Source organism: Sphingomonas sp. RB1R13, assembly GCF_036663775.1.
Lineage (GTDB): Bacteria > Pseudomonadota > Alphaproteobacteria > Sphingomonadales > Sphingomonadaceae > Sphingomicrobium.
Genome location: NZ_JAXOJM010000001.1, coordinates 278,359 through 297,342, shown reverse-complemented (window position 1 = coordinate 297,342; position 18,984 = coordinate 278,359). Strand labels below are relative to the sequence as shown.

Here is an 18,984-nt window from a genome sequence, read left to right as displayed (position 1 = left end):
ATATAGCGCGTGGAACCAAAAAGAAAAGGGGGTGTTGCGGCTTTTACGACAGTGGCGCGCGTGGTGGCATTTCCGCGGCTTGTCGATCAGGGGCAGCAACGTCTAGGATAGGTCATGCTGGTCCACCAGGCGGGCGCGAAGAGGGACCGGGATGAGCGATCTGGAGGGCAAGGCAGGAAGCGGGGTCGAGGGACTCGACGATATCCTGTCGGAGGGATTTAATCGCAATCGGCTCTATCTGCTCGAGGGCAGTCCCGGCACCGGCAAGACCACCATCGCCACCCAATTCCTGCTCGAAGGTGCCAAACGCGGGGAACGCGGGCTTTATATCACCTTGTCCGAAAGCGAGCAGGAGCTTCGCGAAAGCGCCGCATCGCACGGCTGGACGTTCGACGCGCCGCTCGAGATTTTCGAACTCGTACCTCCCGAAAGCCTGCTTGACGACGATCAGCAGCAAAGCCTGCTTTATTCCTCTGACCTCGAACTCGGCGAGACAACCAAGCGGGTGTTCGAGGCGATGGAGCGGGTCAAGCCCAGCCGGGTCGTGCTCGACAGCCTCAGCGAAATCCGCCTGCTGGCGCAAAGTTCGCTCCGTTATCGGCGGCAGGTGCTAGCGCTCAAACATTATTTCTCGAAGCATAACGTCACCGTCCTGCTGCTCGATGACCTCACGACCGATGCGCTCGACAAGACCGTGCACAGTGTCGCTCACGGCGTCTTGCGCCTTGTAGAGCTCGCCCCCGACTATGGCGGCGAGCGGCGGCGGATGCGGATCATCAAATATCGCGGCCAGAAATATCGCGGTGGCTATCATGACTATGTCATCGATACCGGCGGAGTAGTGGTTTTCCCGCGTCTTGTTTCATCCGAACATCGCATTGCTTTCACTCGCGACGTGCTGAAATCCTCGTCGGAAGGCCTCAATTCGTTGCTTGGAGGCGGCATCGAGCGAGGCTCGAGTACCCTCGTCCTGGGTCCTGCTGGCACCGGCAAATCCTTTCTCACGCTTACGTTCGCAATGGCGGCCATCGAGCGCGGCGAAAAGGCGGCGATGTTCATCTTCGAAGAAGAGCTCGGCCTGCTCATCGAACGGGCCAAGGGCCTTGGCCTCGACCTCCAGCCGCTGATCGACAGTGGACATTTGATGCTTGCCCAAATCGATGCTGCCGAACTCGCACCTGGCGAATTCGCACACATGGTTCGCACCTGTGTCGAAGAGCGCGGGGTCAAGACCGTCGTGATTGACAGCCTCAATGGCTATCAAGCGGCGATGCCCGAGGAGCGGCAGTTGATCCTCCACATGCATGAGCTTCTGCAGTTCCTCAATCGCCAGGGCGCGACGACCTTTCTCACCGTCGCTCAGCATGGGATCGTCGGAGACATGCGTGCTCCGGTCGATCTAACCTACCTCGCCGATACCGTGATCCTGCTGCGCTTCTTCGAGGCCGCCGGTCACGTTCGCCGTGCCATCTCGGTCATCAAGAAACGGACCAGCGCCCATGAAGACACGATTCGCGAATATCGCCTCCACAGCGGCGGGATAACGCTCGGCGAACCGCTGACCGGCTTCCAGGGCGTGCTTAGCGGTGCTCCCGAGTGGATTGCGTCCGCTCGCCCTACCGGGCGACCTAACGGCCTGAGCGATTGAACGATCAGCTTTCCGAACGTGCGTTGATCCTTGCACCCGGCGGTCGCGACGCTGGCGTGGCGGCCGCCATGCTCGGCGAGGCGGGGATCGCCGGGACCTCCTGCACCGACGCCCAAGGTCTGGTCGATGGCCTTCAGGCGGGCGCCGGTTTCGCGCTGGTCACCGAAGAATCGCTAATGCGGGTCGACCTCCACCGTCTCTCCCAATGGATCAACGCCCAGCCCGAATGGTCCGACCTGCCATTCATTGTCCTCACCCAACGTGGTGGGCTGGAGCGCAATCCTGCCGCCGGACGACTGCTCGAACTGCTTGGCAACGTGACCTTCCTCGAACGGCCGTTCCACCTGACCACCCTCATCAGCGTCGCCCGTTCGGCGTTGCGCGCCCGCCGGCGCCAATATGAGGCCCGTGCCCGGCTGGTGTCGCTCCAGCACAGCAAGGAGACCCTTCGCCAGGTCAATGAAACCCTCGAAGCGCGCGTCGACGAACGCACCCGCGAGCATGAGCGCGCCATGGCCCAGCTCCACGAAGCGCAGAAACTCGAGACGCTTGGTCAGCTGACCGGCGGGGTGGCCCATGATTTCAACAATCTCCTCACCCCGGTGATCGGCAATCTCGACCTGCTCCGCCGCCGCTTCCCCGATGATCCCCGCGCCCAGCGGCTGATCGACGGCGGCTTGCAGGCGGCGAGCCGCGCCGCGACCCTCGTCCAGCGCCTGCTCGCCTTCGCCCGCCGCCAGGATCTGCAGCCGCGACCGGTCGCCATCCCCGCCCTGCTCGAAGGCATGAGCGACATGCTAGCCCGCTCGCTCGGGCCGACAATCGACGTCCACATTGCCTTCACGCCTGATCTACCTGCCGCCCGCGTCGACCCCAACCAGCTTGAACTCGCCCTGCTCAACCTCGCCATCAACGCCCGCGATGCCATGCCCGACGGTGGCCCGCTGCGGATCGAGGCAAGCGCGGTCGACCGCCGCAGCCTGGGCGCGCTATCTGCCGGCCACTATATCCGCATCGCGGTGATCGACGGCGGGCTCGGCATGGACCGCGACACGCTGGCACGCGCGGTCGAACCCTTCTTCTCGACAAAAGGCGTGGGCAAGGGCACCGGTCTTGGCCTGTCGATGGTTCATGGCCTCGCCGCCCAGCTCGGCGGAATGCTGACGCTGACCAGCACGCCCGGGCAGGGGACCACCGCCGAAATCCTCCTGCCGACTACCACCGAGCAGCCCGGCGAGACCGAGCATGACAGCGTCGTCCTGCAGGAAGCGGTCGTTCGCGCCACCATCCTGCTGGTCGATGACGAGGAGCTGGTCCGCAACGGTACTGCCGACATGCTGCGCGACATCGGCTATGAGGTCCTTGCTGCGGCATCGGGCGCCGAAGCGCTGATGCTGCTGCGCTCGGGGACCGAGATCAACCTCCTCGTGACCGACTATCTCATGCCCGGGATGAACGGCGTCGACCTGGTCCAGGCGGCGGGGAGCGTTGTTCCCGGCCTTCCGGCCCTGCTCATCACCGGCTATTCGAACATCGCCTCGGGTCCTGGTGCCGCCCTGCCGCGCCTTGCCAAGCCGTTCCGCCAGGTCGATCTTGCAGCGCGTGTCGCCGAATTGCTGGTTCAGCGTTCGGCTGACGTCGTCCCGATCCGATCCGACAGGCGCAACCAACCATAAGGTTGGTCCTTAATCCGACAGTTCAGCACTGTATTCGTTCAGCTCATCAGCCATTTTTCGCCACAATGATCGCGGCGAGGATTGTGAGCCCATGTGCCGGATGCATCACGCTAATCAAAGGTGAACCGGTGTCCAAGACGATCCTCATTGTTGAAGACGAAATTTTCGTGGCGATGGACATCGAGCGAATACTTGCCGACGCTGGCTATCATGTCGCGGCCATCGCCGCCGACCGCGAAACTGCACTGACGGTCGGTGAGCCGGTCGATATCGCATTTGTCGACATCAACCTTCGTGACGGACAGACCGGGCCGACGATCGCCTGCGACCTGGCCGATCGGCACGGCACCAAGGTGTTTTATGTTACCGCCAACCCGGCCCAGATCGATCCAATAGCGGGCACGGCGGTCGGCTATATTCGCAAACCCTTCAGCGAGGACGCGATCCGTGCGGCGGTCGCACTTGCTTCCAGTCCGCTTCCGATCACCGATCCCCGGCATAGCGAGATCACGCTTTTCCACACCGAACACTGAACTTCATCCGCGGCGCATCGAGCTGAGCGGTACTTTGATTGAGACGGCCAGACCGTCCGCATGCCAATGGCGATCGATCGTCCCGCCAAGCTGCTGCTCGACGCTCATTGCAATCAGCCGCGACCCGAACCCAGCGGCGCGGGGCTCCGCGACCGACGGCCCGCCGCGTTCGCGCCAATCGAACATTGCCTTTTCGTCGGCGCAAGAGATAGTCAGTTCAACCGACCCGTCTTCGCTCGACAGCGCGCCATATTTGGCGGCGTTGGTGGCCAGCTCGTGGAACAGCAACGCCATCGGGGTCGCCGATCGGTCGTCGATTCCGGGGTCTTCGCCGCAGATCCGGATGCGGTCCCTGCTGTCCGACTGATAGGCCGCAAGCAGCTCCTCAAGCATGCCATGAAGGCTGGTCTGCTCGCCCGCCGGGCGGGACGTGGCGCTGTGCGGGCGGACGAAATCATGCGCCTTTCCCAGCGCCATCACCCGGTTGCGCAGGTCGTCGGCGACGGGCTTGATCTCGGGATGCTGGCGGCTCGACACCATGATGAGCCCGCTGATGACCGAGAAGATATTCTTGATCCGGTGGCTCAGCTCATGGCTGATCAGCTCGCGCTGCTCCATCGCTCTTTTCTGGTCGTCGATATCGGTACATGTCCCGAACCAGCGCGTGATCACCCCGCCCTCGTCGAGCATTGGCACCCCGCGGCCCAATACCCAACGATAGCTCCCGTCATGGTGCCGAATGCGATATTCAATTTCGTACAACTCGCCACTTGTCACCGATTCCTGCCATCGGTTCCAGGCGCGGTCCTGGTCATCTGGATGGAACACCCCGGTCCAGCTTTCGCCATCGGTAGTCCCTTGGGGTACTCCGGTATATTCGTACCAGCGGGCGTTGTAATAATCGACGCGCCCGTCGGGCGGAGTAGACCACACCATTTGCGGCATCGAGTCGGCCAGCACTTTGAACCGTTGTTCACTATTGTCACGCTCGTCGCGTGCCACACTGGTTTCGGCCTGCATTGCAATGGTCGAGCGATTGGCCTCAAACAAGGTCATGACCGATTGGGCAAGTGTCTCGAGGCCGTGTCGCTCAAGGTTGCTGAAGTCGGGATGCGGTACCGTGTCGATCACGCACAGCGTCCCGATCGGCGCACCCTCGACCGTGCGAAGCGGGGCACCGGCGTAGAAGCGGATGCCGGGCTCCGCCGTGACCAGCGGATTGTTCGAAAAGCGCGGGTCGGTCGAGGCGTCGAGAACGACCATTACGGTATCGCAGCCCATGGCCTGGGCACAAAAGCTGTTTTCGATCGGGGGCTCGGCTGCATCGAAGCCGGTGCGGGCGAGGAAGATCTGGCGGTGATCCTCGACCAGACTGACCAGCGCGGTCGGGGCATCGCAGAGGTCGCCGGCGAAGTCGGTGATCGCTGTCAGTCTCGGATCGTTGCGCAGTACCTCGAACTGGTAAGGCGCGAACAATGCCTCGCGGCTCGGGATCGACGGCAGCTGGTCGAAGGCGGTTGGCGCAGTCATTGAGCTCCGGTCCCGGCATTTGCGAGCGGCCCGAACGGCTTACGCCGACTGAGTCTAAACGTGGTCGGCCTTTTGCGCCAGTCCCGACGCATCGAGGGCGGCACCGGATCGAACGGAAAAAGGGTGACCCCTTGCGAGGCCACCCTTTCCCGATCACGGGCGCTTCAAGACACCCGCAAAACCGGTTTCGCCGAAGCGAAGCAGGATTACTTGAGCTCGACGGTGCCGCCGGCCTCTTCGATCTGCTTCTTGATCTTCTCAGCTTCTTCCTTGTTGACGCCTTCCTTGATCGCCTTGGGAGCGGATTCGACGAGCGCCTTGGCTTCGCCGAGGCCCAGGCCGGTCAGGGCGCGAACTTCCTTGATGACGTTGATCTTCTTGCCACCGTCGCCGGTCAGGATCACGTCGAATTCGGTCTTCTCTTCTTCGACCGGGCCAGCGGCAGCAGCCGGGCCGGCGACGGCGACGGCAGCAGCGGCCGAAACGCCCCACTTCTCTTCGAGCAGCTTGGCGAGGTCAGCGGCCTCGAGAACGGTCAGCGCCGACAGGTCGTCGACGAGCTTGTTAAGATCAGCCATGGTAAACTCCTTGTGGGCCTAAGCCCTTGTAAGTGCGGTTAAAACGAAACGAAGAACTATGCAGCAGCCTTGTCGGCATATGCCGCGAACACGCGCGCCAGCTGGGCGGCGGGTTCAATGGCAATGCGCGCGATCTTGGTCGCCGAGGCCTGCATGAGGCCGATAAGCGTGCCACGCAGCTGATCGAGTGACGGAAGCGCGGCAAGCGCCTTGATCCCGTCCATGTCGAGCAGCGTATCGCCCATCGCGCCACCAACGATTTCCAACTTGTCGTTGGTCCTGGCGAACTCCACTGCAACCTTGGCGGCGGCAACGGGGTCGATCGAGGTGGCAAGCGCGGTCGGGCCAGTCAACAAATTGCTGATTGGACCATAGCGCGTGCCCTCGAGGGCGATGACGGCCAGCTTGTTCTTCGCGACTTTGAACTGGGCGCCGGCGTCGCGCATCTTCAGGCGCAAGTCGGTGGACTGGGCCACCGTCAGGCCGAGATTGCGGGTGACTACCACCACGCTCGTCTCGGTGAAGACGCTCTTCAGCTCGGCAACCAGATCGGCCTTTTGCGAACGATCCATGCCAACTCCTTGGTTCGGCCACGGGAATGTCCCGGGACCGAGCTTCACAAACCCCCGGCCCGCAGATGCGCACCGAGGAACGATGTCCGTGGGGGCTGGATCAATGGCGTCGCTTCGTTTCGCAACGCACGGCAGCAGTACTGCCCGAATTCCTGTCCCCGCCTCGGTCGCAGATTAAGGAGGAAACCCCCAGCGACTGTCTCGGACGGATGCACCGGATCGGTCGAGACTGGCCCGGTACGGCGCCGCCTATAGCGCAACGGCGGATTTGAGCAAGGGGCGGGAGCGCGCGAGCGAGCGGCAGCGACAGGCGAGCACACAAAGACTCGCGAGCGGCAGCGACAGGCGAGCACACAGAAATCCAGCCGGCGTTTTGGACATGCTGGACAGTGTGGCGCGATTTTGTGGATGTCGTGTCGGGAATGTCGCTTGTGGCGAAGCTGTCGCTGGAGTCGCCGGGCGTGACCGGTTGGGAGGGGCGAGGCGCCTATTTGTGGACAGTGTGTCAGGCGTGTCGGCAGTGTCGCGCGTGTCGTCGGGAGCAGCCGGATCGGCCCGGCGACGCGCATTTGTGGCAAGCATGTCAGGCGAGTCGGCGGTGTCGCCAGCGTCATGAGTGACGGTGAAGTCGGGGGTGACGGCGGAAGGGCCGGGCGTTTCGCCACGGCGTTCGGCGTCAGGATGCGCGCGAAGGCTCATGCGGCAAGCCAAGCATAAACGGTCGCCTGTAGGACAGGAAAATCGACATGGCCGCTTCTGGGGGGGGAAGCGGACGTCAGCTTCCTTTCAATTTTGACGACCCTGACGTCGCAACTAAAATTGCTTGCTGGTCGGCGGGCCGTGGGCTTAGCTTAACCAATCGGGGGGATCAGATGGGAAATCCAAGGGCGCGGGACCGCGCCAGCCGCATCTATCTCGGCTTCGGTTTGGTCGGTCTAGCTGCCATCGCGGCTGGCTTCAGCACGACCTTTTTCCTCCCGATGTATCGGGGCACCTTTGTCGCCCCGGCGATTGTCCATCTGCACGGCGCGCTCGCGCTCAGCTGGATCATTCTGTTAATTACGCAATCATCTCTAGTTCGCGCTCAATCAACCCCGCTCCATCGCCGGACTGAACTGATCGGCCTGCCGCTCGCGATCGGCATCCTGGTGACCGGCGTGTTAGTCGCGTTGTGGGCGGCGCGTCGTGACTATCCATCGCAAGGTCCAGTAGCGGCCTCGTTGATGATCGGCGTTTTCACCACGCTCACGCTGTTCGTGCTGCTGGTTGGCTTGGCGATCCTATGGCGTCGCTGGCCGGACTGGCACAAGCGCCTGATGCTATTGGCGACCATTCTTGTCCTGTGGCCCGCATGGTTCCGGTTGAGACACTTGATGCCGTGGCTTCCCCGACCAGAGTTCTGGCTTGCCTATGTTTTGGCACTCTCGCCGATTGGCCTAGCGGCGCTCTACGATCGGTGGAAATATGGCTTCGTGCACCCAGTCTGGATCTATTTCGGCACAGCCATCATCCTTGAGCAGGGACTTGAAGTGCTTGCGTTTGACAGCCCTGCTTGGCGGTCCGTCGGGATGTGGCTTTTTCAGACATTTGCCTAAGCAATCCCGAAGTCGTCGGCGTTTTGTAGCTCCGAATTTGTCTAATGCCTGCTTGGTCGCTGCGCCAATGTCCGTTTTTGGTCGATACCCGCCCTTCTTCATGTCTCCGTCGAGAAGAAGCGGGACCCCGGGTCGAGCCCGGGACGACGAGTGAGATGACAGCGAACCTTACGCCCCCTTCTTCGCTGGCCACGGCGCGATCGGTTCGAGCGCGGAGTAATGCTCCCTCGACGGCGGGTTCTGCAGCTCCGGGAAGACCGGCAACTCGAGCGGGATGCGCATGTCGGGCATTCGGTCCAGCAGGTTGCGGATGAGCGTCAACCGCCCGCGCTTCTGGTCGTTGAAGTCGACCAGGGTCCATGGTGCGTGGGGGGTGTGGGTGGCCCTGAGCATGGCTTCGCGGGCGTGGGTATAGTCGTCGTAATGCTGGCGCGCGGCGAGGTCGACCGGGGACAGTTTCCATTGTTTGAGCGGGTCGGCGAGGCGCTGGGCGAAGCGCGATTCCTGCTCCTTCTGGTCGCAGCACAGCCAATATTTGAACAGCAAGATGCCTTGGTCGGTTAGCCCTTTTTCAAAGGCCGGGACCGCGGCGAGGAAGTCCACCGCCTGTTTTTCGGTGCAGAATCCCATGACCCGCTCGACCCCGGCGCGGTTGTACCAGCTGCGGTCGAACAGCATGATCTCGCCGGGTGCGGGCAGGCGGGTGGTGTAGCGCTTCAGATAGGCCTGGGTCGGGAGCACGCGGGGCGGCTTGCCAAAGGCGACGATGTGGCAGTCGCGCGGGTTGATATGCGCGTGGATGGCGTCGATGGTCCCGCCCTTGCCGGCGGTGTCGCGGCCTTCGATGACGACCAGGATGCGCTGGCCGGTGACCTTGGCCCAATGCGCCATCGCGACCAGTCGGGCGTCGAGCTCGGCCAGTTTGGCGTCATACTTCCTGCGCTTCATGCACTTCCTCCGCTCGCCCGCGTTGCCCTCTTGCGGCCACTCGCTATAGCGCGTTCGACGCGATGGAGTAGACGGATGATCGAGGCTGAATTCTGGGATTATGACTCGGTGGACGAGATGGCGGCCGCGGTCGCCGGGGACATCGGCTTCATCATCGAAAGCGCGCTGGACGCGCGCGGCTCGGCCTTGCTCGCCTTTCCCGGCGGATCGACCCCGCAGCCGATCTTCGCCGAGCTGGTCAAGGCCAAGCTGAACTGGAAGAAAGTCACCATCTTCCCCGGCGACGACCGGCTGGTGGCGATGGACAATGAACTGTCGAATGTCCGCGGCATCGCCAAGGCGTTCCTGCCGACGGGCGCGCGGGTGTTCCCGATCACCGCCCCGATCGACGATTACAAGCTGGCTGGCAATTCGGCCGACGCGCGCCTGGCTGATTTGCCGTGGCCGCCCGACCTGGTCTGGCTGGGGATGGGCGAGGACGGGCATACTGCGTCGATCTTCGCCGGGCCCGACCTTGAGGCTGCGCTCGATGCGCCCAAGGCGCGGCGGATGGTCGGGGTGATGCCCGATCCGCTGCCGGTCGAGGCGCCGGTAGCGCGCGTGACGCTGACCCGCGCCGCGATCCTCCAGGCGCGCACGATCCTGATCACCATCAAGGGCCAGAAGAAGCGCGATTTGCTGGAACAGGCGATCGAGGATGGTCATTCGTCGAAACTGCCAATCGGGCGAGTGCTGGCCGAGTGCGACCAGCCGATCGACATTCACTGGTGTGCCTGAACCAAGGAGACTGACGATGCACCGCCTGATCGCTGGACTTGCCGCTGCCCTCTCACTGGTCGCGAGCCCGGCGATGGCGGCGCGTGACCCCTATACGCCGGCGAGTTTCGAGGGGGTCACGCACCCTGCCTGGTCGAAGCAGGCGGTCATCTATCAGATCAACACGCGGCAATTTACGGCTGCGGGGACGCTGAATGCGGCGCGTGGCGAACTGCCCCGGCTGAAGGCGCTCGGGGTCGATATCCTTTGGCTGATGCCGGTCCAGCCGATCGGGGTGAAGAACCGCAAGGGCACGCTCGGCAGCCCCTACAGCATCCGTGACTATCGCGCCGTGAACCCCGAGCTCGGCACCATGGCCGACTTGAAGGCGTTCGTCGCCGCCGCGCATGGGCAGGGGATGCACGTCATCCTCGACTGGGTCGGCAATCACACCAGCTGGGACAATGCGCTCGTCGCGCAGCACCCCGACTGGTACAAGCATGACTGGCAGGGCAAGATGCGCCCGACCCCGTGGTGGGACTGGTCGGACATCGTCGACCTTGATTATTCCAAGCCGGGGCTTCGCCGCTACATGGAAGAAGCGATGCTGATGTTCGTGCGCGACGTCGGGATCGACGGGTTTCGCTGCGATGTCGCCGCCTATGTCCCGCCCGATTTCTGGGCCAAGGTCCGCCGCGATGCGAACGCCACAAAGCCGGTCTGGATGCTCGCCGAATGGGGCCAGCGCGACGTTCATATGTCGACTTTCGACGCCAGCTATGGCTGGGAGTGGGCCAAGCCGCTGATGGCGATCGGGCAGGGCAAGGGCGATGTCACCGGGCTGTTCGGCTATTATAGCGAGAATGAAGGCGCCTGGCCGAGCGGGGCGCAGCGGATGCTGTTCACGTCGAACCATGACGAGAATAGTTGGTCGGGGACCGAATTCGAGCGCTACGGCCCGGCGCTCGCCAACGCCACCGTTCTGCAGTTCACCGGCGAGGGCATTCCGCTGATCTATAATGGCCAGGAAGCCGCCAACGACCGCCGCCTGAAATTCTTCGAGCGCGACCCGATCGTGTGGAAGGACGCGCCGCAAGCCGTGGAATATCGCCGCCTGATCGCGTTTCGCGACGCTCACCCCGCGCTATGGAACGCGCCGTGGGGGGCGCGGATGGTGCAGGTCGTGAACTCGGAGCCGGCCAAGCTGTTCAGCTTCGTTCGCGCGAAGAATGGCGACGCGGTGATGGTGCTCCAGAATTACTCCGCCGCGCCACTGACCGCGACCCTTGCCGCCGTGCCCTATCCGGGGCGGTGGCAGGAGGAGGGTGGGGGTGCGCAGGCGTTCGACAAGGGGACGTCGGTGACGCTGGCGCCCTGGTCGAGCCGCCTGTTCACGCGCCGCATTTGACCGGTCCGGGCGCCATCTGATGAGCGAGACCCGTCGCCCGGTGATGGCGGCCGACCTTTACGGCGATATCGAGCCTGATCCCCAGACCCGCTGGCGTGATGTCGTCCCCGGGCTGCTGATCGTGGTGCTGGGTACACTGGCGGCGGGGTTTCTGTCGGACCATTATCACGCGCCGCTGACGCTGATGGCGCTGCTGATCGGGCTGTCGTTGAACTTCCTGTCGGCCGACACCCGACTTGCCCCGGGGACCGCCTTTGCCGCGCGGTCGCTGCTGCGCTGGGGGATCGTGCTGGTCGGGGTGCGGATTACCGTCGGGCAGATCGCCGACCTCGGCCCGGCGGCGCTGGTCAGCATCGTCGCCATCGTCGCGCTGGTCATGGGCGGCGGGATCCTCGCCGCACGCAGGCTCGGCTTCAGTCCCGGTTTCGGCACGCTTGCGGCGGGGGCGGTCGCGATATGCGGGGCCAGCGCCGCGCTCGCCATCGCCACCACGCTGGGCGAACGCCGCGCGAGCCAGGCGCAGCTGACCCTCGTCTTGGTCGGCATTTCGGCGATGAGCGCGGCGGCGATGATCCTCTATCCGTTGCTCGCCCACGCGCTGGGGCTGAGCGATATCAAGGCCGGCTTCATGCTCGGCGCGTCGATCCACGATGTCGCCCAGTCGCTCGGTGCGGGCTACAGCTACTCGCAGGGCGCGGGGGAGATTGCGGCGATCGTCAAGCTCACGCGGGTCGCGCTGCTCGCCCCCTTGCTGGCCATCGTCGCCTTGTTCCTGCCGCGCGGCGAGGCCGGTCGCGGCGGGCCGATCCTGCCATGGTTCGTCGCGGGCTTCTTCGTCATGGCGGCGATCAATTCGCTCGGCCTCATTCCCCCCGCAGTCGCCATCTGGGCCGAACGCGCGGCCAGCGCGCTGCTTGCCGCCGCCGTCACCGCGACCGCGCTCCGCTCGCCGCTGCCTAAGCTGATGGAGGCGGGGCCCAGGCCGCTGCTGGTGATCCTGGCGGCGAGCATGGTCGCGCTGCTCGCCTCGCTCGCCGCCGCAGTCTGGGTCGTAGCCTAGGTCAGCGGCTGGCCGCTGGTTTCCTTGTAGAGCAGCAAGCAGGTCACGACCGAAATGGCGGTGAAGGCGAAGGCGTACCACAGCCCGGCGTAGAGGTTGCCGGTGATCGCGACGATGGCGAAGCTGGTCACCGGCAGGAAGCCGCCGACCCAGCCGGTGCCGACATGATAGGGCAGGCTCATCGCGGTGTAGCGGACCCGGGTCGGGAACATCTCGACCAGCGCTGCGGCCATCGGTCCGTAGAGTGCGCAGGCGGCGGCGGTGAAGAGCAGCAGCCATGCCATCAGCGTGAACCAATCGACTTGTCCGACGTCGGCGCTGGCGGGATAGCCGGCGGCGGTCAGCGCAGCCTTGAGCTTCTCCCCGGTCGCGGCCTTGAGCGCCTTGACCCCCTTGGCGTCGAGTCCCGAGCCGTCGGGAACGGGGACCAGATTGCCCCCGACCGAAATGGCCGAAGCGTCACGCTCGGACACGGTCACGCTGTAGCTGATGCCTGATCCCGCCAACAGACTTTTCGCGATATCACAAGCAGTTGCGAAGTGGCGGGTGCCCGCGGGGTCGAACTGGACCGAGCAGGTTTGGGGACGGGTGATGACGGTCACCGGGGTGTTCGCCTGCGCCGCGATCAACGCTGGGTTCGCGGCGCGGGCGATGGCGTGATAGCCGGGGAAATAGGCCACCAGCGCGACGATCATTCCGGCCAGCATGACTGGCTTTCGGCCCCATTTGTCGGACAGCCAGCCGAACAGGATATAGAGCGGGGCCGACACCAGGACCATCGCCATGACGACTTCGTTAACCGTCCGCCCGGGCAGCCCGACCATCTTTTCCAGGAACACCTGCATGTAGAAGAAGGTCGAGTACCAGACCGCACCCTGTGCGCACATGAAGGCGAAGAAGGCGATTCCGACCTGTTTGAGGCTTTCCCGTTCGGCAAAGGCTTCGCGCAACGGGGCTTTGGAGAGGTTTCCCTCCTCTTTCAGCGCGGTAAAGGCCGGGCTTTCGGCGAGCTTGGTGCGGAGCCAGATCGAGATCGCTAGAAGCACCGCCGACAGCAGGAATGGCACGCGCCAGCCCCAGGCGGCGAACGCCTCCTCGCCGAGCAGGGTGCGGGTCAGCAAGATGACGCCAAGTGCGGCGATCAGCCCGAAGGCGGCGGAGGACTGGATCCAGCTCGTCGCCAGCCCGCGGCCATCGGCAGGGGCATGCTCGGCAACGTAAATCGCCGCGCCGCCATATTCGCCGCCGAGCGCAGTGCCCTGGCAGATGCGCAGCACGATCAGCAGGGCCGGCGCGATCCACCCGGCGGTGGCATAGGTCGGCAGGCAGCCGATGAGGAAGGTCGCCCCGCCCATCAGGCTGATGGTGATGAGGAACGCCCCCTTGCGCCCCATGCGGTCGCCAAGGCTGCCGAACAGGATCGCGCCCAGTGGCCGGAAGGCGAAGCCGGCGGCAAACAGCCCCAGTGCGGCGATCAGCGAAGCAGTCGCGTCGAGCCCGGCGAAGAAGGTCTTGGAGATGATCTGGGCAAGGCTGCCGAAGATGAAGAAGTCATACCATTCAAACGCGGTCCCGGTCGACGAGGCGGCGATGACCCGCGCCAGTCCTGTCGTCGTCGGCGCTGTCCTGCCCTGCTGTTCGCCCGCCATTCACTGCTCCCCGTTTTGTGGGGACGATAGCGGGGGTGGGCAGGGGAGCGCCAGAGTCTGTTTGCGAAGAACGGCACCGGCCCGCACCCCCACCCGGCCTCCCATAGCATAAACTGATTGGGAGGTCGGGTGAGGGTGCGGGCCGGTGCCGACTCAGCGCAGCCAAACAAAAACTACCCCTTGACGATGACCTCGTCGACGCGGGCGAGTTCGAGGCCGAACTTGGTGACGGTGAGTTCATTGTCGAGGGTCTTGCCGTCGGGGCGAAGGGTCAGCACTTGCGCCGCTTTGAGCCCGCCCTTCATCGGATAGGCGATGTCGAGCCGGGGGCCGGCGACCCTTGCCACGACCGGGCCATTGGCGTCGGTCAACGTCCCGGTGAAGCGGCCCGGACCGGCGGGAACGAGGTGCCAGCTGCGCACGCGGGCGGGTTTGCCGGGTTCCTCGATCCGCTGGTCGAGAAATACTCCGCCCTTGCCGTCGCTGCGCCCGGCCGAATGAACCAGGATCGATTCGGGCTTGCCCATGATCTTGTGGAGCGTCGCACGCCCCTCGGCCGTGCCGGTAAAATAGGCGATCGGGTCGAGTGTCGCGGTCGAGACGGGCGGGGGCGGCGGCGCGCTTTGAGCGCAGGCCGACAGGGCGAGGGGGAGCAGGGCAAATAAACGCATGGGGGGTAAACGCCGGGGGGCGGGTGATGGGCCCACGGTCAGGAGTCCCGCACCTTCACCAGCGCGTCGACTACCGCCGGATCGGCGAGCGTGGAGGTATCGCCGAAGCCGTCCGACTGCCCCTCGGCGATCTTGCGCAGGATGCGGCGCATGATCTTGCCCGAGCGGGTCTTGGGCAGCGCCGGGGCGAACTGGATCCGTTCGGGCGTGGCGAGCGCGCCGATGTGCTGGCGCACCCCGGCGTTCAATTCCTTGTGGAGGTCGGGATGCGGATCGACCCCGGCGTTGAGGGTGACGAAGGCGTGGATCGCCTGGCCCTTGATGTCGTGCGGCACCGCGACGACCGCCGCCTCGGCGACATGGTGATGGGCGACGAGCGCGCTTTCGACTTCGGCGGTGCCGATGCGGTGGCCCGAGACGTTGATGACGTCGTCGACCCGGCCGGTAATCCAATAATAGCCGTCCTCGTCACGACGGCAGCCATCGCCGGTGAAGTAGAGACCGCGATAGGCGGTGAAATAGGTCGCGAAAAAGCGTTCATCGTCGCCCCATATGCCGCGCATCTGGCCGGGCCACGACGAGCGCAGGCACAGGTTGCCGGAGGTTGCGCCGGCCAGTTCGCGGCCCTCGGCATCGACCAGCAGCGGTTCGACCCCGGGCAGGGGCCGGGTCGCGCTGCCGGGCTTCATGTCCATGGCGCCGGGGAAGTTGGCGATGAGGATGCCGCCGGTCTCGGTCTGCCACCAGGTATCGGTAACGGGGCAGCGCTTGTCGCCGACGACGCGCCAATACCAGTCCCATGCCTCGGGATTGATCGGTTCGCCAACTGTGCCGAGCAGGCGCAGCGAGGCGCGGCTATGCTTCGTCACCCACTCGTCGCCTTCGCGCATCAGCGCGCGGATCGCGGTCGGGGCGGTGTAGAGGATGGTCACGCCCAATCGGTCGCAGCTTTCCCACAAGCGGCCGAAATCGGGGTAGTTGGGAACCCCGTCGAACATCACGCTGGTCACGCCGTTGAGCAGCGCGCCATAGACGGTGTAGCTATGCCCGGTGATCCAGCCGACATCGGCGGTGCACCAGAAGATGTCGTCCTCGCGCGGCCCGAAGATCCAGTCGAACGTCGCCGCCACCCACACCGCATAGCCGCCGGTCGAATGGACGACGCCCTTGGGCTTGCCGGTCGATCCCGAGGTGTAGAGGATAAATAGCGGGTCCTCCGCGGCCATCGGCTCGGGCGGACAGTGGGGGGCAAAAGTCTCGCGAAGCGCCGACCAGTCGAGATCGCGTCCCTCGACCATCGGCACAGCGGCGCCGGTGCGGACGATGACGATGACGGTGTCGACCGGGCTTGTTTGGAGCGCCGTGTCGACATTGGCCTTGAGCGGGATCGACTTGCCCCCGCGGCGGCCCTCGTCGGCGGTGATGACCGCGACGGCGCCGCAATCGGCGATCCGCCCGGCGAGGCTTTCGGGGCTGAAGCCACCGAACACGACCGAGTGCACGGCGCCGATCCGCGCGCAGGCGAGCATCGCCGCTGCGGCTTCGGGGATCATCGGCAGGTAGATCATCACCCGGTCGCCGCGCTTCACGCCGCGCGATTTGAGCGCGTTGGCGAGGCGGCAAGTCTCTTCGTAGAGCTCGCGATAGGTGAGGGGCCGCCCTTCGCCGGGCTCGTCGGCCTCGAAGATCAGCGCGATCTTGTCGCCCTTGTCGGCCAGGTGGCGGTCGAGGCAGTTGGCCGACAGGTTGAGCTTGCCGTCGGCGAACCAGTTGATGCGGAAGTCGGCTTCGTCGAACGACCAGTCGCCGGCGGCCGTCGGCTCGTCGATCCAGTCGATCCGCTTCGCCAGCGCCAGCCAGAAGGCGTCCGGGTCGGCGGCGTGCGCGGCGTGGAGCGCGGCGAGTTCAGCCGGGCCGATGCGGGCGTCGAAGCCCTCGGGGACTGCGACGACCGCCTGGCTCATGACGCCTGCGACGCTTTGAATTCGGCCATGTCGATCACGAAGCGATAGCGGACGTCGTTCTTGAGCAGGCGCTCATAGGCTTCGTTGACCTCAGACATCTTGACCATCTCGCACTCGGGATAGACCTCATGCTCGGCGCAGAAATCGAGCATTTCCTGGGTTTCGGGGATGCCCCCGATCGCCGACCCGCCGACCGCCCGGTTGTGCGACAGCAGGTTGAAGCTGTGGAATTCGGGCATCATGTCGATCATTCCGACCAGCACCATCCGCCCGCTCCGCCCCAGCAGCTGGAGGTAGGGAGTGATGTCATGCTTAACCGGGATAGTGTTGAGGATGAAGTCGAAACGGTTCTTGGCTGCCTTCATCTGGGCGGGTTCGGTCGAGATGATGACGTCGTGCGCGCCAAGTTCGCGGGCGTCGGCGCCCTTGGCCGGCGTGGTGGTGATCATGGTGACGTGCGCGCCCATCGCGGCGGCCAGCTTGACCCCCATGTGACCAAGCCCGCCAAGCCCGACGACGGCAACCTTGCTGCCCTCGCCGACGCCATATTGGCGAAGGGGCGAATAGGTCGTGATCCCGGCGCACAACAGCGGCGCGACGCGAGCGACGTCCATGCCGTCGGGCACCTTGCAGCAGAAATGGTCGCGGACGACGATATGGTCCGAATAGCCGCCCTTGGTCAGCGATCCGTCATGCTTGTCGGTGCCGTTGTAAGTGCCGACCTGGCCATTTTCGCAAAAGACTTCCCAGCCTTCCTTGCACTGGTCGCACTCCATGCAGCTGTCGACCATGCAGCCGACCGCAACGGTGTCGCCGACCTTGTGGTTGCTGACCTCGGGCCCGACCGCGGTAACGGTGCCGACGATTTCGTGCCCGGGGACGACCGGATAGCGGCTGTTGTGCCAGTCGTTGCGGCACTGGTGGAGGTCCGAATGGCAGATGCCGGCGTGGGTAATGTCGATCGCGACGTCATTGGCGCGAAGCGCTCGGCGTTCGAAGGTCATCGGTTTGAGCGGCTGGTCCGCTGCCTCGGTGCCCCATCCGCGTGCGCTCGTCGCCATGATCATCTCCTGAATGCCTGGGCTCTTAAATAGGTGCGGGCACACGGATTGTCAGCCCGGCGTTAGTGATAATCCTCATGCCTTTTTCGCAAACGCCTTGTCGGAACAAGGCAGTACGCCAATTTATTGTGCACTGCAGCAATTATGCAAATAGTGCGTCGCCGCGCTGTTCCGCCCTGGAGATTAGTATGCGCCGCTTCGACCAACCCCTCGCTGCCGCCTTTCGCAAGGCCCGACGCGCCATGCCGACGCAATCAGCCACCGCCCGGCTCGATCCGTTGAACGACCTTGGCGACAATCCGGGCGACTTGCGCGGTTTCATCCATGTCCCGCGTGACTTGCCGCGCGGGGCGCCGCTGGTCGTCGTGCTCCACGGCTGTACCCAGGACGCGGCCAGCTATGATCGCGGCAGTGGCTGGTCGGCGCTGGCCGACGAGCAGGGGTTTGCGCTGCTTTTTCCGGAGCAGCAGCGGGGCAACAACCCCAGCAACTGCTTCAACTGGTTCCGCCCTGGCGATGCCAGGCGCGGGCGGGGCGAGGCTGCATCGATCCGCCAAATGGTTGCCGCGATGGTCGATGCCCACGGGATCGATCAGCGCCGCATCTTCGTCACCGGCCTGTCGGCGGGCGGGGCGATGACCTCTATCATGCTGGCCGCCTATCCCGACGTCTTTGCCGGGGGCGCGGTGATCGCCGGGCTGCCGTTCGCGGTGGCCAATTCGGTTCCCGAAGCCTTGACCCGGATGAACAGCGCGGGCGAGATTGACGGTGATGCGCTGGGCGCGCTGGTCGCCGACGCCTCCCCGCATGACGGGCCGTGGCCGACGCTGTCGGTGTGGCACGGCACCGCCGACATGACCGTCAGCCCCGACAATGGGGCGGCGGTGGTCGAGCAGTGGCGCGGGCTTCACGGCGCGTTGGTGGCCACGAGCGAGACCGTCGACGGCCATCGCCGCGACGTGTGGCGCGACGCCGCCGGGCGCGAGGTCATCGAACGCTACACCATTGGCGGGCTCGGCCATGGCACGCCGCTCGGTACTACTGGTGATGAGGGCAATGGCGCGGCGGGCCCGCACATGATCGAGGCAGGGATCAACTCGACCCGTCGGATCGCATCCTTCTGGGGGATCATCGGTCAGCCGAGTGTCGCCGCCTGGGGTGAAGCCGCAATCGTCGCGCCCGCCCCCAAGGCCACGCCGGTGCGCGCCGAACCCCCGGTCTTCGCCCGCCGCATCCATCGCCCCGCATCGCATCCCAGGCTGGCCGGCGTCGCCGAGACGATCGACAAGGCGCTGCGCTCGGCCGGGTTGCTGCGCTGATCTTGTTGCAAAGAGC

General features: G+C 64.8%; 16 protein-coding genes. 8 read left to right on the top strand and 8 right to left on the bottom strand.

All coding sequences use genetic code 11. The features are described from left to right. Positions 1-151 precede the first annotated feature (151 nt). The 3 genes from U1700_RS01425 to U1700_RS01415 all read left to right on the top strand — a co-directional run bounded on the left by U1700_RS01425 (position 152) and on the right by U1700_RS01415 (position 3,857). A complete protein-coding gene (locus U1700_RS01425; RefSeq protein ID WP_332749508.1) occupies positions 152-1,648 on the top strand; it encodes an ATPase domain-containing protein in 1,497 nt (498 codons plus the stop codon). Next, complete coding sequence (locus U1700_RS01420; protein ID WP_332749506.1) at positions 1,645-3,324, top strand: ATP-binding protein; 1,680 nt, start codon at positions 1,645-1,647, stop codon at positions 3,322-3,324. The genes U1700_RS01425 and U1700_RS01420 overlap by 4 nt, the downstream gene beginning before the upstream one ends. A 128-nt stretch (positions 3,325-3,452) precedes the next feature. Then, positions 3,453-3,857 (top strand): response regulator, encoded by a 405-nt coding sequence (locus tag U1700_RS01415; RefSeq protein ID WP_332749504.1) that lies wholly within the window; start codon positions 3,453-3,455, stop codon positions 3,855-3,857. A gap of 3 nt (positions 3,858-3,860) precedes the next feature. Here U1700_RS01415 and U1700_RS01410 read toward each other — a convergent pair whose 3' ends face one another. From U1700_RS01410 to rplJ, 3 genes are all read right to left on the bottom strand, one after another. After that, positions 3,861-5,387, bottom strand: a complete 1,527-nt coding sequence (locus U1700_RS01410; RefSeq protein ID WP_332749502.1) for a PAS domain-containing protein — start codon at positions 5,385-5,387, stop codon at positions 3,861-3,863. 206 nt (positions 5,388-5,593) lie between these two features. Continuing rightward, entirely contained in the window at positions 5,594-5,965 is a 372-nt protein-coding gene (rplL, locus tag U1700_RS01405; protein ID WP_332749500.1) for a 50S ribosomal protein L7/L12, read from the bottom strand. Between the two features lie 56 nt (positions 5,966-6,021). Continuing rightward, positions 6,022-6,537 carry a 50S ribosomal protein L10 gene (rplJ, locus tag U1700_RS01400; RefSeq protein WP_332749498.1) on the bottom strand — a complete coding sequence of 172 codons (516 nt, stop codon included), beginning with the start codon at positions 6,535-6,537 and terminating at the stop codon, positions 6,022-6,024. Positions 6,538-7,283: 746 nt separating this feature from the next. Between rplJ and U1700_RS01395 the strand changes: the two genes are divergently transcribed. Continuing rightward, positions 7,284-8,132, top strand: a complete 849-nt coding sequence (locus U1700_RS01395; protein ID WP_332749496.1) for a hypothetical protein — start codon at positions 7,284-7,286, stop codon at positions 8,130-8,132. A 168-nt stretch (positions 8,133-8,300) separates the two neighbouring features. On the opposite strand, the gene ppk2 is transcribed toward U1700_RS01395, so the two are convergent. After that, the gene (gene ppk2 / locus U1700_RS01390; RefSeq protein WP_332749494.1) at positions 8,301-9,080 is read right to left on the bottom strand and encodes a polyphosphate kinase 2; all 780 of its coding nucleotides are present in this window, start codon (positions 9,078-9,080) and stop codon (positions 8,301-8,303) included. A gap of 75 nt (positions 9,081-9,155) precedes the next feature. Here ppk2 and pgl point away from each other — a divergent pair, with 75 nt between their 5' ends. From pgl to U1700_RS01375, 3 genes are read left to right on the top strand one after another with little or no spacing between them, the layout of a single operon-like run. After that, positions 9,156-9,857: a 6-phosphogluconolactonase gene (gene pgl / locus U1700_RS01385; protein ID WP_332749492.1), complete on the top strand. Its 702-nt coding sequence runs from the start codon at positions 9,156-9,158 to the stop codon at positions 9,855-9,857. Positions 9,858-9,873: 16 nt separating this feature from the next. Then, positions 9,874-11,244 (top strand): alpha-amylase family glycosyl hydrolase, encoded by a 1,371-nt coding sequence (locus tag U1700_RS01380; RefSeq protein WP_332749490.1) that lies wholly within the window; start codon positions 9,874-9,876, stop codon positions 11,242-11,244. A 19-nt stretch (positions 11,245-11,263) separates the two neighbouring features. Then, complete coding sequence (locus U1700_RS01375; RefSeq protein ID WP_443025865.1) at positions 11,264-12,304, top strand: YeiH family protein; 1,041 nt, start codon at positions 11,264-11,266, stop codon at positions 12,302-12,304. Here the strand turns inward: U1700_RS01375 and U1700_RS01370 are convergent. The 4 genes from U1700_RS01370 to U1700_RS01355 form a co-directional block, all read right to left on the bottom strand. After that, a complete protein-coding gene (locus U1700_RS01370) occupies positions 12,301-13,953 on the bottom strand; it encodes an MFS transporter (protein ID WP_332749488.1) in 1,653 nt (550 codons plus the stop codon). The two genes, U1700_RS01375 and U1700_RS01370, sit on opposite strands and share 4 nt — an antisense overlap. Before the next feature lie 173 nt (positions 13,954-14,126). Further along, positions 14,127-14,624 (bottom strand): DUF3833 family protein, encoded by a 498-nt coding sequence (locus U1700_RS01365; RefSeq protein ID WP_332749486.1) that lies wholly within the window; start codon positions 14,622-14,624, stop codon positions 14,127-14,129. A 38-nt stretch (positions 14,625-14,662) separates the two neighbouring features. After that, complete coding sequence (acs, locus tag U1700_RS01360; protein ID WP_332749485.1) at positions 14,663-16,588, bottom strand: acetate--CoA ligase; 1,926 nt, start codon at positions 16,586-16,588, stop codon at positions 14,663-14,665. Further along, positions 16,585-17,649 carry an NAD(P)-dependent alcohol dehydrogenase gene (locus U1700_RS01355; RefSeq protein WP_332749483.1) on the bottom strand — a complete coding sequence of 355 codons (1,065 nt, stop codon included), beginning with the start codon at positions 17,647-17,649 and terminating at the stop codon, positions 16,585-16,587. The genes acs and U1700_RS01355 overlap by 4 nt, the downstream gene beginning before the upstream one ends. A 242-nt stretch (positions 17,650-17,891) precedes the next feature. Here U1700_RS01355 and U1700_RS01350 point away from each other — a divergent pair, with 242 nt between their 5' ends. Continuing rightward, on the top strand, positions 17,892-18,968 hold the full coding sequence (locus U1700_RS01350; RefSeq protein WP_332749482.1) for an extracellular catalytic domain type 1 short-chain-length polyhydroxyalkanoate depolymerase: 1,077 nt from the start codon (positions 17,892-17,894) through the stop codon (positions 18,966-18,968). Positions 18,969-18,984: the final 16 nt, after the last annotated feature.

Bases quoted from the DNA above. Each gene is read 5' to 3' on its own strand.
- U1700_RS01355 (WP_332749483.1), bottom strand. From the start codon at position 17,649: ATGGCGACGAGCGCACGCGGATGGGGCACCGAGGCAGCGGACCAGCCG.
- U1700_RS01380 (WP_332749490.1), top strand. From the start codon at position 9,874: ATGCACCGCCTGATCGCTGGACTTGCCGCTGCCCTCTCACTGGTCGCG.
- rplL (WP_332749500.1), bottom strand. From the start codon at position 5,965: ATGGCTGATCTTAACAAGCTCGTCGACGACCTGTCGGCGCTGACCGTT.
- acs (WP_332749485.1), bottom strand. From the start codon at position 16,588: ATGAGCCAGGCGGTCGTCGCAGTCCCCGAGGGCTTCGACGCCCGCATC.
- rplJ (WP_332749498.1), bottom strand. From the start codon at position 6,537: ATGGATCGTTCGCAAAAGGCCGATCTGGTTGCCGAGCTGAAGAGCGTC.
- U1700_RS01370 (WP_332749488.1), bottom strand. From the start codon at position 13,953: ATGGCGGGCGAACAGCAGGGCAGGACAGCGCCGACGACGACAGGACTG.
- U1700_RS01365 (WP_332749486.1), bottom strand. From the start codon at position 14,624: ATGCGTTTATTTGCCCTGCTCCCCCTCGCCCTGTCGGCCTGCGCTCAA.
- pgl (WP_332749492.1), top strand. From the start codon at position 9,156: ATGATCGAGGCTGAATTCTGGGATTATGACTCGGTGGACGAGATGGCG.
- U1700_RS01425 (WP_332749508.1), top strand. From the start codon at position 152: ATGAGCGATCTGGAGGGCAAGGCAGGAAGCGGGGTCGAGGGACTCGAC.
- U1700_RS01395 (WP_332749496.1), top strand. From the start codon at position 7,284: ATGGCCGCTTCTGGGGGGGGAAGCGGACGTCAGCTTCCTTTCAATTTT.
- ppk2 (WP_332749494.1), bottom strand. From the start codon at position 9,080: ATGAAGCGCAGGAAGTATGACGCCAAACTGGCCGAGCTCGACGCCCGA.
- U1700_RS01350 (WP_332749482.1), top strand. From the start codon at position 17,892: ATGCCGACGCAATCAGCCACCGCCCGGCTCGATCCGTTGAACGACCTT.
- U1700_RS01410 (WP_332749502.1), bottom strand. From the start codon at position 5,387: ATGACTGCGCCAACCGCCTTCGACCAGCTGCCGTCGATCCCGAGCCGC.
- U1700_RS01375 (WP_443025865.1), top strand. From the start codon at position 11,264: ATGAGCGAGACCCGTCGCCCGGTGATGGCGGCCGACCTTTACGGCGAT.